The 12,439-nt window shown below is 64.9% G+C and carries 11 protein-coding genes; 5 read left to right on the forward strand and 6 right to left on the reverse strand.

The window, feature by feature from the left end; all coding sequences use genetic code 11:
• Positions 1–15: 15 nt before the first annotated feature.
• Entirely contained in the window at positions 16–957 is a 942-nt protein-coding gene (locus CAFEL_RS06930; RefSeq protein ID WP_194559466.1) for a class I SAM-dependent methyltransferase, read from the reverse strand.
• Positions 958–1,057: 100 nt separating this feature from the next.
• Positions 1,058–1,798, reverse strand: coding sequence for a uroporphyrinogen-III C-methyltransferase (gene cobA, locus CAFEL_RS06935; protein WP_194559467.1), 741 nt, complete (start codon positions 1,796–1,798; stop codon positions 1,058–1,060).
• Positions 1,799–1,822: 24 nt separating this feature from the next.
• On the opposite strand from cobA, the gene CAFEL_RS06940 reads away from it, so the two are divergent.
• The gene (locus CAFEL_RS06940; RefSeq protein WP_194559468.1) at positions 1,823–3,028 is read left to right on the forward strand and encodes a protein adenylyltransferase SelO family protein; all 1,206 of its coding nucleotides are present in this window, start codon (positions 1,823–1,825) and stop codon (positions 3,026–3,028) included.
• Between the two features lie 6 nt (positions 3,029–3,034).
• Here the strand turns inward: CAFEL_RS06940 and mqo are convergent, their stop codons facing one another.
• Positions 3,035–4,546, reverse strand: a complete 1,512-nt coding sequence (gene mqo, locus CAFEL_RS06945; RefSeq protein WP_194559469.1) for a malate dehydrogenase (quinone) — start codon at positions 4,544–4,546, stop codon at positions 3,035–3,037.
• 131 nt (positions 4,547–4,677) lie between these two features.
• Between mqo and CAFEL_RS06950 the strand changes: the two genes are divergently transcribed.
• From CAFEL_RS06950 to CAFEL_RS06965, 4 genes are all read left to right on the forward strand, one after another.
• Positions 4,678–5,685, forward strand: coding sequence for an alpha/beta hydrolase (locus CAFEL_RS06950; protein WP_194559470.1), 1,008 nt, complete (start codon positions 4,678–4,680; stop codon positions 5,683–5,685).
• Positions 5,686–5,726: 41 nt separating this feature from the next.
• Positions 5,727–7,154 carry a mycothione reductase gene (mtr, locus tag CAFEL_RS06955; protein WP_194559471.1) on the forward strand — a complete coding sequence of 476 codons (1,428 nt, stop codon included), beginning with the start codon at positions 5,727–5,729 and terminating at the stop codon, positions 7,152–7,154.
• A 320-nt stretch (positions 7,155–7,474) separates the two neighbouring features.
• Positions 7,475–7,861 (forward strand): hypothetical protein, encoded by a 387-nt coding sequence (locus CAFEL_RS06960; RefSeq protein WP_194559472.1) that lies wholly within the window; start codon positions 7,475–7,477, stop codon positions 7,859–7,861.
• A gap of 51 nt (positions 7,862–7,912) precedes the next feature.
• Positions 7,913–8,365 carry a hypothetical protein gene (locus CAFEL_RS06965; RefSeq protein ID WP_194559473.1) on the forward strand — a complete coding sequence of 151 codons (453 nt, stop codon included), beginning with the start codon at positions 7,913–7,915 and terminating at the stop codon, positions 8,363–8,365.
• 129 nt (positions 8,366–8,494) lie between these two features.
• On the opposite strand, the gene map is transcribed toward CAFEL_RS06965, so the two are convergent.
• The 3 genes from map to ispG are packed head-to-tail and all read right to left on the reverse strand — an operon-like array spanning position 8,495 to position 12,428.
• Entirely contained in the window at positions 8,495–9,394 is a 900-nt protein-coding gene (gene map, locus CAFEL_RS06970) for a type I methionyl aminopeptidase (protein ID WP_194559474.1), read from the reverse strand.
• 54 nt (positions 9,395–9,448) lie between these two features.
• The gene (locus CAFEL_RS06975; protein WP_194559475.1) at positions 9,449–11,263 is read right to left on the reverse strand and encodes a penicillin-binding transpeptidase domain-containing protein; all 1,815 of its coding nucleotides are present in this window, start codon (positions 11,261–11,263) and stop codon (positions 9,449–9,451) included.
• A gap of 1 nt (position 11,264) precedes the next feature.
• Entirely contained in the window at positions 11,265–12,428 is a 1,164-nt protein-coding gene (gene ispG / locus CAFEL_RS06980) for a flavodoxin-dependent (E)-4-hydroxy-3-methylbut-2-enyl-diphosphate synthase (RefSeq protein ID WP_194559476.1), read from the reverse strand.
• Positions 12,429–12,439: the final 11 nt, after the last annotated feature.

Here is a 12,439-nt window from a genome sequence, read left to right on the forward strand (position 1 = left end):
CAAACGGTACCACAATTACTTTCTAGCCCGGAGCACCGTGAAGGTTGTATCCCGCGCGATCTGCTCCACGGATGCGAATCTACGCTCCACCTCGCCGCGGTAACGCAGGTGGGAGTTGTGCACCACATACAGCGCACCGCCGGGTGCGAGTAGGCGCACGGAGGCGTCGAGGAGGTGCTGCACGAGGGTGGCGTCGACGGTGGTGCCGTCGTGGAACGGCGGGTTCAGCGCGATCGTGTCGAAGGACGCATCCGGCAAGCGTGAGCCGGCGTCGTCCCACGTCGCCTCCAACCCGATAGCGCGCGCGGAGAGCACCGCGTCCGCGTCGGCGTCCGTGGCCACGCCGCCCATCCCCCGGGTGACCGAGCCGTTGCCGCAGCCCAGATCGAGCAGGCGACCAGTCTCGGCGGGCAGGCAGGAGCGAAGCAGCTCCCCGCCCCTGTCCGGCTTCGCGCCGGAGAAGACACCGCCGACGGCGACCAGGCCGTCGCCAAGCAATGGCTCATAGACCACCTCCCGTGGGCCGGAGGCGACAAGGCAACGGAACTTGCCGCGGCCAAGCGAGGCTGCAACGCCGGTGAATGATTCGCCAAGCACCGTGTTCATGCTGCGTGCGAGGTGCTTGTTGTTCGCGCCGAGTGCGACCCGCACGTCGTCGAAACCCGCGCCCGCGATGGAACGCGCCAGATAGTCGAGCCGGGCGAGCGACTTGGGCATCTCCCCGACCGCGACCGCGGAACCGGTTGCGCCGGTCAAGAACTCGTCGAGCCGCACATCACCCGCGATCTCGGCGCCCATTGCCGACGCCTCCTGGCTACGCGCGAAGTCCGAGTCCAGAAATAGCACCGGCGCGCCCGTCGCCACCGCCGCGCGGGTGAGATCCAGCGTCGGGTCGTGGCAGATGAGCACCGCCTGGCGGTCCCCCTCCCCCAGACCCTGGGAACTAGATCCTGTCATCGGCCGATTTTTGCCAGCTCCCAGGGTTTGGCTCCCAGGGTATGCAGAAGTAGCGGGCCCAACGAACGCCGAGTCCCCGAACGCCACATCCCAGATCAAGCTATCCAGCGTGCGCAAGGCCTGCGACCTCCCCCACCACGTACACGGCCGGCGCCGCGACGCCCTCGGCCTCCATCACGTCGGCCAAGCTCGCCGCGGTGGCGAAGTACACCCGCTGCGCGTCCGTCTCGCCCTCCTGGATCACGGCGGCGGGCGTCGCACCATCCAAACCGGCCTCCACCAGCGCCGTCGTGATTGCGCGCACGTTGCGCACGCCCATCACCACCACGATCGTGCCGCCGACGCGAGCCAGCGCGCCCCAGTCCACCAGCGACTTCTCGTGTCCCGGCGGCAGGTGCCCGGATACCACCGTGAACGCGTGCGTGACTCCGCGCTGGGTCACCGGCACCGAAGCGGCGGCCGGCACCGACACCGCCGATGTCACGCCCGGCACCACCGAGCACTCCAGCCCAGCGGCAGCGCACGCTTGCAGCTCCTCGAAGCCGCGCCCGAACACGTACGGGTCGCCGCCTTTGAGCCGTACGACATGCTTGCCGGTGCGTCCATAGGCAACCAGCATCTCGTTGATGCGCTCCTGCGCCACCTGCTTCGCGTACGGCAGCTTGGCTACGCCCACGACTTCCTTGCCGGTTAAGTCCAAAAAGCTCTCCAGCTCAGCGGCGGGGCCGAGGTGGTCGGCGAGGATGACGTCGGCAGCCTCGAGTGCGCGCAGTCCGCGGAGAGTCAGCAGGTCCCACGCGCCTGGGCCGCCGCCTACGAGTGTGATGTGGCCGGTAGTCATAGCCAATCAGTTTAGGGTGGAGCCATGAATCACCCCCAGCTCGCCCACACGCTCGCCGAGGCCCTGCCGGAGTTCGCGCACGCAGAGCCCGGCACGAAGTTTGAGAACCCGCAGCTTGTCGCGCTGAACGAGCCGCTTGCAGAGGAACTCGGGCTCGATGTCGCATGGCTCAAGTCTGACGACGGCCTGAGGTTTCTCTCCGGCGCCTCCGGCGGCCACGCCATGGCGTACGCGGCGCATCAGTTCGGTCAGTTCGTGCCATTGCTTGGCGACGGCCGCGCCCTCCTCCTCGGCGACACCGCCGGATATGAGATCCAGCTCAAGGGCTCGGGCCTGACTACGTTTTCGCGCCCGGGCACGGACGGGGTGGGGGCGATCGGGCCGATGCTGCGCGAACACCTCGTCTCCACGTTCATGCATGCGGTCGGCGTGCCCACCACCCGCTCGCTTGCGGTGCTGTCCACCGGCGGCACCGTGATCCGCCAAAACGGCGCGGTCCCGGGCGGCATCGTGGTGCGAGTGGCCAAGAGCCACCTGCGCGTGGGCACGGTGCAATACGCCGCGACACAGTCGGAGGAGCTGACGCGGAAGGTGGTCGAGGCCGCAGGCTTCGACACCGCCGAGGAGATGCTGCGCACCGTCACCCGCCGCCAGTTCGACCTGGTGGCGCACTGGATGCGCCTGGGCTTCGTCCACGGGGTGATGAACACCGACAACGTGGCGCTGTCGGGCGAGACCATCGACTACGGGCCATGCGCGTTCACCGAGCGTTTCGACGGCTCCGCGAGCTTCTCCTCCATCGACCGGCAGCGGCGCTACGCGTTTGGCAACCAGCCCAACATCATCGCCTGGAACATGGCGCGGCTGGCGGAGGCGCTCTATCCCCTCCTCGGCGCGGACAAGGTCGACGAGTACGTCAAATCCGTCCAACCAGCCTGGGACGAGGCGTGGGCGAAGTGGATCGGAAGCGACCACGACGGTCTCAACGCCGCCGCCGACATCACCACCTACAACCGCGAACACGGCATCAACGGTGAGCCCGGCCCCATCTTCATCCCCCGCAACCAGATGCTGCAGGAGGCTATCGACGCCGCCGAACTCCGCGGCGACTACGCCCCGTACAACGAGCTGCTCGCCGCGGTGAGCGACCCGTACAACGAAAAAGCCGGGCCCGAATGGATGGCCCGGCCTGAAGGGCAGCTGCCCTTTGTCACCTTCTGCGGCACATAAGGTGCGCTACAGGGTGTTTTCGTCCGTGTCCAGCCCCAGCGTCTTCTGGGTCCACGCCCACTGTTCGTCGTAGGTGGCCTCGTCGCGCTTGAGGGACTTGCCGTAGGTGGGGAACATTTCGTGGAGCTTGTCGCCCCAGTCGATCATGTGCTCGCCGAAGCAGCGCTCCAAAAGCTCGATCATGGCGGCCGGGGTGATGGACGCACCCGGGGATGCGCCGAGCACGCCGGCGATGGTGCCGTTCTGGTCGTTGACCAGGGCGGTGCCGAACTCCAGGGTGCCGAAGCGCGGGGCGGCGGCCGGCTTGATCACCTGCACGCGCTGGCCGGCGACTACGACCTCCCAGTCCTTGCCGTCTGCTGCCGGGTAGTACTCGTGCAGCATGTCCACCTTACCGTCGAAGTCGCGGAAGACTTCCTGCACCAGGTACTTCACCAGGCCGATGTTGGTGGCGGCCACGCCGAGGTAGGACGGGATGTTGTCCGGGCGGATGGACTTGAACAGGTCCAGGTAGGAGCCTTCCTTGAGGAACTTCGGGCTCCAGCCGCCGTAGGGGCCGAACAGGAGAGATTCCTTGCCGTCGACCACGCGCAGGTCCAGGTGCGGCACGGACATCGGCGGGGCGCCGACCTTGGCCTTGCCGTAGACCTTGGCCTTGTGCTGCTGCACCAGTTCCTGGTTGTCGGTCTTGAGCCACATGCCGGAGATCGGGAAGCCGGCGTAGCCGTGCACCTCGGGCACACCTGCCTTGCGCAGCAGGTCCAGGGCGTAGCCGCCGGCGCCGACGAAGACGAAGCGGGCGCGCACGACCTGCTTGTCGCCGGTGTGGACGTTTTTGACCGTGACCTTCCAGAAGTTGCCCTCACGCTTGATGTTGGTCACTTCGCGGCCGTAGCGGATCTCGGTTCCGTTGCGCTTCGCGGCGTCGAGGAACTGCCCGGTCAGGGAACCGTAGTTGATGTCGGTGCCCACGTCGGTCCAGGAGATGGCCACCGGCTCGGCGTCGAAGTCGCGGCCCTGGGACATCAGCGGCAGCTTCTCCGCGAAGGTTTCGCGGTCATCCGCGAACTGCATGTTGGGGAACATGTGGTTTGCGGAGAGTTTGTCGTAGCGCTTGCGCAGGTAGTTGATCTGGTCTTCGCCCTGTGCGAAGGACACGTGCGGCACGGGGTTGATGAAGGCGCGCGGATCCGTCAGCACACCGTTTTCCACCTGGTAGGACCAGAACTGGCGTGACAGCTGGAACTTCTCGTTGATGTTCATCGCCTTGGAGACATCAATGCGGCCCTTTTTCTCAGGCGTGTAGTTCAGCTCGCACAGCGCGGAGTGGCCGGTGCCAGCGTTGTTGAAGGGGTAGGAGGACTCCTCGGCAGGACCGTCGAGCCGCTCGAAGATCATCTGGGACCAGTCGGGTTCCAGCTCGTGCAGCATCGAGCACAGTGTGGCGCTCATGATGCCGGCGCCGACGTGCAGGATGTCCACCTCGTCCGCGTACTTCTTACCACCGTTGTCAGACATGCGTAGTCATCCTTTGATGTTTATCGACTTTTGGGAGTGATGCCCATATTACGTCCCCTTCCCCGCCAAGGTGCAAAGGCTTGTCGACGACCACAGGTGCCCACCGTCCGCAGAAAAGTATCATCGGCCGCATGAGTGACACCACGCATCAGCTTGATTGGCAACCCGACCCGCTCGGCGACGGATTCGAGCAGGTAGTTCTCCCCCAGGGAAAGGACCCGGATAGTCGAACTCGCGTGGATGCGGTGCTGGTGCGGGACAAGCGCGCGTTGCAAAGCAAAAGCCCCCAAAAGCCCGCGGTGCTGTGGGTGCACGGCATGTCCGACTACTTTTTCCAGTCCCACGTCGCCGACGAGTTCACCCGGCACGGGTACCCGTTTTACGCGCTGGACCTGCGGCGTTGCGGGCGCGCACTGAGGAAGGGTCAGCGCGCCCACTTCGCCCTTGCCATGAGCCGGTATTTCCCCGAGCTCACCCAGACGCTGGAGATCCTCGCCGCGGAGCACGGCTCGGTGGTGGTGCTGGCGCATTCCACCGGCGGGCTGATTGTGCCGCTGTGGGCGGACCACCTGCGCCGCGAGCAGCCTGCCGAGCATCAAAAGCTCGCCGGCATGATCTTGAACAGCCCGTGGTTGGACATGCAGTTTCCGAAGTGGCAGGTGGCCGCGCTCAAACCGGTGTTGAATGTCTTCGGCACGATCTTCCCGTCGCTGCCGCTGCTGCAGCGCGGCGAGGGCACCTACGGAAAGTCCATCCACAAGGACTTCCACGGCGAGTGGGAATTCAATACGCAGTGGAAGCCGATCGACGGGCACCGCAAGTACTTGGGCTGGATCCGGGCGGTGATTAAGGGGCAGGAACAGATCCACGCCGGGGACGTTGACACTGGTGTGCCGACGCTGACGCTGTGTTCTTCGCATTCCTATCTCGGCGAGGAGTACTCCCCCGCTGCCGACACTGCTGACACGGTGCTGGATGTCGACCAGATTCAGCGCTGGGCGCCAACGCTCTCTGACAACGCAGACCTGCAGGTCATCGATGGCGCCCGGCACGACGTGTTCCTGTCCGAGCGCCACGCCCGCGAGGCCGCATTCAAGGCCGTATTCGGGTGGCTCGACGGCCAGGAATTCGCCCAGTAACGTCCATACGCGAAACACACATATATATAGAGGAGAAGACCATGCCCGCTCACAGAAGCGATTTGCAGGACGCCACACACTACGACCTGATCATTGTGGGGACGGGTTCAGGAAACTCCATTCTCACTCCTGACTTCGACGACAAAAACGTCGCGATTGTGGAGAAAGGCGCGTTCGGGGGCACATGCCTCAACGTCGGCTGCATCCCCACCAAGATGTACGTACTTGCCGCAGAGCAGGCGTACGCGGCGCGCGAGGCCGGAAAGCTCGGCATTGATCTGGAGTACAAGGGCGCAGACTGGCCCGGCATTGTCGAGCGCGTCTTTGACAACCGCATCGACCTGATCGCCAAGGGCGGTGAGGATTACCGCCGCAACGGCTGCTCCAACGTCACGGTCTACGACGTGGAAGCGCGCTTCGTCGGCCCCAAGACGCTATTGACCGGCCGCGGCGGGACCGAAGAGCTCATCACCGCCGACACGGTGATCCTTGCCGCCGGCGCCCGCCCGTTCATTCCGGAATGGGCACACGATGTCACATTCCACACCAACGACGACATCATGCGCCTCGAGCGCCAGCCGGAGTCGCTGACCATCGTCGGCGGCGGGTTCATCGCGATGGAGTTCGCGCACGTTTTTGATGCCCTGGGCACCGAGGTAACCATCATCAGCCGCTCACAGTTGCTGCGGCAGCTGGACCAGGACCTCGCGGAGCCGTTCAACAAACTCGCCGACGAGCGCTACACGGTCCACATTGGCCGCACGGTCACTTCCGCTTCCGAGGACAGCGACGGTGTCACGCTCACGCTCGACGACGGCACCACGGTCACCTCCGAAGCCCTCCTGATCGCCACGGGCCGTATCCCCAACAGCGACACCCTCGACGTCACCGCTGCCGAGATCGAAACGCACGAAGACGGACGCGTCGCCGTCGACGAGTTCGGCCGCACCACCGCGGACGGAGTGTGGGCGCTCGGCGACCTGTCTTCGCCATATCAGCTCAAGCACGTGGCCAACGCGGAGCAGCGCGCCGTGACACACAACGTGCTCAAGACGTGGGCAGGTGAAGACGATTCCACGATGGTGCCGATGCCGCACGATCACGTCCCGTCGGCGATCTTCACCCACCCGCAGATCGCGACGGTGGGGATGACCGAGCAAGAAGCTGTGGACGCGGGCTTCGACGTCACGGTGAAGCTGCAAAACTACGGCGACGTGGCATACGGCTGGGGCCTGGAGGACTCCACCGGCGTGGTGAAGCTGGTGGCCGACCGCCAAAGCGGCCAGCTTTTGGGGGCTCACTACATGGGCCCACAGGCATCCACCTTGATCCAGCAAATGGTTACCGTGCTCGCATATGAGCTGGATTTGAGGGACTTCCCGCGGTCTCAGTACTGGATCCACCCGTCGCTGGCAGAGGTGACCGAAAACGCGATCCTCGGCCTCGACCTGACGTTCAAAGAAGTCTAAACCTCTGCTTCACCCCTCTTTCGGGGGAACGCGTAAAAAGGCATGACCTTTTCGGCACACGTGGCGAAAAGAGCACGTGAGAGATATTTGGATTAGCCCAATTTTTTCAGCCAACACCAAGCTTTCCAACCTTTGGATGAACTTTTGAAAATTTTTCAGCGCCAACTTGCATACGGCTGGAAGTGTTCGGCTATTGTCGGTTCAGACACCGGGACCGAGCCCACCGGGCTTGCTATCGGTCCTAGGAGCTCAATGCCCCTGGGATTCTTTGAATTCCACCCGGACGTCGTGCAAGAACTATCAGAGAAGGATTTCGTTTCATGCGTAATTTCCGTAAGGCAGCCCTCGCCGGCGCAACCGCCGTCGCTGTGGCATTCGGCTCCACCGCAGTCGCAACCGCAGCAGAGCAGACTGACGCTGACCAGGCCACCGAGACCGTCACCGTCCAGGAGAAGCCGACCGAGGGCGACGGCTCCCTGTCCTCCCGCATCGGCGCTGGCCTCGAGGGCGATCAGACCGCATACGGCCCGGCCATCTTCGGCTCCTCCAAGGGTTCCGAGGAGGGCGAGAAGGAGACCTACGAGCAGCAGCCGGCATGGGCTAAGGTCTTCCACGCTCTCTCGATCTTCACCGCTGTGTCCGCCCTCGTTGGCCTGGTCGTCGGCCCGGCGTACAACTTCGTCGTCCACGGCCCGTTCAACGCCTAATTGCGGTTTTCCGCGATCTAATCCCCCATTACACCTGAAAGAAGGATTGCAATGCGTAACTTCCGCAACGCTGCTGTCGCAACCGCGACCGCGATCACTCTCGCCGCTTCCGGCACCTCCATCGCACTGGCAGAGACCACCGATGCTGCAGACGCTTCCGACCGCGAGGTGACCCACACCGGCGGCCAGTCCTCCGTGGCATTCCAGGGCACCAAGCAGGAGGGCGACAAGTCCTTCGGCGAGGTCATCTCCGACGGCACCAAGGGCGTCTTCGACGGCAAGGGCTCCTCCCACTACGTCACCAAGAAGGATGCTGAGACCCGTTTCGACATCCGCGACGCCGCTGGCAAGGAGACCAACGTCGAGAACATGCCGCAGTGGGCACGTCTCTGGGTTGACGGCACCATCGTCGCTGGCATCGGCGCCATCGTCGGCCTGGTCATCGCTGGCATCAACTACGCTTCCTACAACGGCTGGATCCAGCTGCCGAACTTCAACTTCTAAGTTGAAAGCTCGCCTGTAGGGCGTAAGCAAAACCCGCTGCATCCGTGCAGCGGGTTTTCTCGTTACTAACTCATATGAAAGCTCCCGCGGGGCAGAGTGGATGCTGCCTCGCGGGAGCTTTCAGCGGTTCTACTCCCCCAGCATGTGCTGCCCGGTGGCGACGTCCGCGTCCGGGATGGTGAGGATCTCATTGCCGTCGTCGGTGATCACGATGGTGTGCTCGAACTGGGCGGTGTACTCCCCGTCGACGTTTTGCACCGTCCAGCCGTCGTCCCACACGCGGTACGGCAGCTCGCCGAGGTTGATCATGGGCTCGATGGTGAGCGTCATACCGGGCTCGAGGATGTCCGTGTAGGCGTCGGAATCGTAGTGCAGCACCACCAGGCCGTTGTGGAAGGTGGTTCCCACACCGTGGCCGGTGAAGTCCGTGACCACGTTGTAGCCGAAGCGCTTGGCGTAGGACTCGATCACGCGGCCGATCACGTTGATCTGGCGGCCGGGCTTCGCCGCCTTGATGCCGCGCATCGTCGCCTGGTAGGTCCTATCCACCAAGTCCTTGTGCTCCTGCGCCACTTCGCCGGCGAAGAACGTGGCGTTGGTGTCGCCGTGCACGCCACTCTTGAAGGCGGTGACGTCGATGTTGACGATGTCGCCTTCCTGGATCACCGTGGTGTCAGGGATGCCGTGGCAGACAATTTCGTTCAGGGAGATGCAGCAGGACTTCGGGTACCCGCGGTAGCCCAGCGTCGACGGGTAGGCACCGTGCTCCACCAAGTAGTCGTGGACGATTCCGTCGATCTCATCGGTGGTTTTGCCCGGGGCCACAGCGGCGCCAGCGAGGGCGAGCGCGTTCGCCGCGATCTTCGAGGCCTCACGCATCGCCTCGATGGTCTCAGCGGTCTGGATCAACGGCTCGCCGACGTTCTCCTGGACCTCGTCCTTCCATGCGTACTCGGGGCGCTCAATGGTCTTTGGCACCTTGCGCTCTGGGGTGGGTTTTCCTGGGGTGAGTAGGCCTCGGTTATTCATGTCCCCAATGGTAGACCTGCGGTCAAACAGGGCCCGAGCATCCCTCAGGGGGAATTACTCGGCCGGAGCGTCCAGGTTCAGCAGCATCCGGTCCGACAGTGCCACAGCGGCCTCAGAACCGCCGCCGAGCACCACCAGGGTGGCGAAGGCGATGTCATCGTCGGCCCGGTAGCCGGTGAACCAGGAATGGGAGCCGCCGTTGATCTCGGCCTCGCCGGTCTTGCCGCGGATATCGCCGCCCGCGGTGAACGCGCTCGCCGTGCCGCCAGGTCCGGTGACCGCAGCCATCATCTGGCGCAGCTCCTCGGCCGCCTGTGGGTCCATCGGCGGGGCTTCGCCGCTCAGCTTCGTCTCCTCACCCTCCACCAGGTACGGCACAGGCAACGAGCCGCGCGCGGCAGCTGCGGACACCAGCGCCATTCCGAACGGACTAGCCAGATCGAGGCCCTGGCCGTAGCCGGCCTCCGTGCGGTCCAGCGGCTCCACGCCCTCCGGGATGGAACCGGTGATGGTCTCCACACCGGGGATTTCCATGTCCAAGCCCAAACCGAACTGCTTGCCAATGTCCTGCAACTCGCCGGGCGCCAGTTTCGTGGATATGTCCGCGAACGTGGTGTTGCACGAGCGCGCGAACGCGGTCTCCAACGGCACGGTGCCCATACCGAAGCCCGCGTAGTTGGTGACGGTACGTCCGTAGATGTTCATCGTGCCGGGACACGGCACCGGCGAACCAGGGATAAGCCCCTGTTTTGTCAGCCCGGCAAAGGCGGTGAGGACCTTAAACGTCGAGCCCGGCGGGTACTGGCCCATCGTCGCCAGGTTGCCGCCGGCGTCCGCGGCCGGTGTCTGCGCAATGGCCAGGATTCCGCCTGTGGACGGCCGAATGGCCACGATCATGGCCTGCTGGCCGGCAACAGGCTCCAAGGCCATCTCCGCGGCGCGCTGGATGCGGTGATCCAGGCTGATGTGCACCGCCGGAGCCGGTGCGGCGTCCTGGCGTTTGATCTCCTCGTAGGAGGCGCCGTTTTCGTTGACCACGTCGACGCTCCAGCCGGTATCGCCCTGCAGGTCGTCGCGCACCAGCTCGCCCACGCGCGCCATGATGTCGGGCGCAAACTCCGGTTGCGCATTGACCATCGCGGCCTCCTCGTTGAGCCGCACGCCGGGCTCACCGGCCAGTGCAGCCTCGAACGCGTCTTTGGCGGGCGCAGGCACCACCGCAATGGAGTATGTGCCGGAGGCGTCCTGTAGCTCCTTAGCTACCTCCTCCTCGTCACGCAGGGGCACGCCGCGATCCACCTCGTGGGCTTTCGCAAGTGCTGCGCTGATACCGGCGGCCGCTGCCCCGACGCTGCGCATTTCCTCCGTGTCCACCAGCACGCGGTACGCGGTGCCGGGCTTGAGCAGCTCCACCCCGTCGGAGGAGACCACGCTCGCCTGCGACGGCGCCACTGCGCGCAGCTCCAAGTGCTGGTTCGCGCCCAGCCGCGGGTGCAGCACAGACGGCTGCCAGCGCACGTTCCATTCGTTGCCGCTCTGCGTCAGCGTCATCTGCGCCTGGTACGTCAGATCCCGCTCTCCAGGCAGGTCCCAGCGCAGCTCGTACGTGGCTGTGGCCAGGTTGTCGTCCTGGGTGACGTCGATAAGCGAGGCGTTCAAGCCCTCCGCCTGCAGCCCACCCCACGTGTCGTTCAGGGAGGTTTCGGCGGCGGAGGCATCGTCGATAAGCGAAGAGTTCACCTCGCGCTTCTCCAGCGCGCTGAGAAAATCGGAGGCGGCGGGTTCGGCGTCGTTGGGGCGCGGGGTGCAACTGCTTATCGACGCCGCCAGCGCCACCACCGCAACCCCCGCGACACGGCGACGCAGCATGCTAGTGGGTGACCTTGACCTCGGCCTTAGCGCCTGCGACCTCCTCGAGGCCCTCCTCTTCGGCGATGCGCTGCGCGTAATCAATGAGCGTTTCCACGATCTTGGACTCCGGCACGGTCTCCACGACCTCACCCTTGACAAAGATCTGGCCCTTGCCGTTGCCGGACGCCACACCGAGGTCGGCGTCGCGCGCCTCGCCCGGACCGTTGACAACGCAGCCCATCACGGCAACGCGCAGCGGGAACTCCATGCCGTCCAGGCCAGCAGTGACCTCCTCGGCGAGCTTGTACACATCCACCTGGGCGCGGCCGCAGGACGGGCAAGAGACGATCTCCAGCTTGCGCGGGCGCAGGTTCATCGACTGCAGGATCTGGTCGCCGACCTTGATCTCCTCCACCGGATCCGCGGACAGGGACACGCGGATGGTGTCGCCGATGCCCTGCGAGAGCAGCGCGCCGAAGGCCACGGAGGACTTAATCGTGCCCATGAATTTCGGGCCCGCCTCGGTCACGCCGAGGTGCAGCGGGTAATCGGTCTTCTCCGCCAGCTGGCGGTACGCCTCCACCATGAGCACCGGGTCGGAGTGCTTGACGGAAATGGCAATGTCGCCGTAGCCGTACTCCTCGAACAGCCCGGCCTCGTAGATTGCGGACTCCACCAGCGCTTCCGGGGTGGCCTTGCCGTACTTCTCCAGCAGGCGCTTGTCCAGGGAGCCACCGTTGACGCCGATGCGGATCGGGATACCCGCGTCACCCGCAGCCTTGGCCACCTCCTTAACGCGGCCGTCGAACTCCTTGATGTTGCCCGGGTTCACGCGCACCGCCGCGCAACCGGCGTCGATGGCCGCGAAGATGTACTTCGGCTGGAAGTGGATGTCCGCGATCACCGGGATCGGCGACTTCGCAGCAATAGCCGGCAGGGCTTCCGCGTCCACTGTCTTCGGGCAGGCCACTCGCACGATGTCGCAGCCCGCGGTGGTCAGCTGTGCGATCTGCTGGAGCGTGGCGTTAATGTCGTGCGTCTTGGTCGTGGTCATGGACTGCACAGAAATCGGGTGATCCGAACCGACGCCGACATCGCCCACCATCAGCTGACGGGTCTTGCGGCGCGGAGCCAAAGTCGGTGCCGGGCCTTCGGGCATGCCTAATCCGATGGGGGTGTTCATGGTGGCTAACT

The organism is Corynebacterium afermentans subsp. lipophilum (genome assembly GCF_030408375.1).
GTDB classification, from domain to species: Bacteria; Actinomycetota; Actinomycetes; order Mycobacteriales; family Mycobacteriaceae; genus Corynebacterium; species Corynebacterium lipophilum.

Excerpts from the sequence above, each read along its gene's own strand:
- CAFEL_RS06930 (WP_194559466.1), bottom strand. The coding sequence starts at position 957 with ATGACAGGATCTAGTTCCCAGGGTCTGGGGGAGGGGGACCGCCAGGCG.
- cobA (WP_194559467.1), bottom strand. The coding sequence starts at position 1,798 with ATGACTACCGGCCACATCACACTCGTAGGCGGCGGCCCAGGCGCGTGG.
- CAFEL_RS06940 (WP_194559468.1), top strand. The coding sequence starts at position 1,823 with ATGAATCACCCCCAGCTCGCCCACACGCTCGCCGAGGCCCTGCCGGAG.
- mqo (WP_194559469.1), bottom strand. The coding sequence starts at position 4,546 with ATGTCTGACAACGGTGGTAAGAAGTACGCGGACGAGGTGGACATCCTG.
- CAFEL_RS06950 (WP_194559470.1), top strand. The coding sequence starts at position 4,678 with ATGAGTGACACCACGCATCAGCTTGATTGGCAACCCGACCCGCTCGGC.
- mtr (WP_194559471.1), top strand. The coding sequence starts at position 5,727 with ATGCCCGCTCACAGAAGCGATTTGCAGGACGCCACACACTACGACCTG.
- CAFEL_RS06960 (WP_194559472.1), top strand. The coding sequence starts at position 7,475 with ATGCGTAATTTCCGTAAGGCAGCCCTCGCCGGCGCAACCGCCGTCGCT.
- CAFEL_RS06965 (WP_194559473.1), top strand. The coding sequence starts at position 7,913 with ATGCGTAACTTCCGCAACGCTGCTGTCGCAACCGCGACCGCGATCACT.
- map (WP_194559474.1), bottom strand. The coding sequence starts at position 9,394 with ATGAATAACCGAGGCCTACTCACCCCAGGAAAACCCACCCCAGAGCGC.
- CAFEL_RS06975 (WP_194559475.1), bottom strand. The coding sequence starts at position 11,263 with ATGCTGCGTCGCCGTGTCGCGGGGGTTGCGGTGGTGGCGCTGGCGGCG.
- ispG (WP_194559476.1), bottom strand. The coding sequence starts at position 12,428 with ATGAACACCCCCATCGGATTAGGCATGCCCGAAGGCCCGGCACCGACT.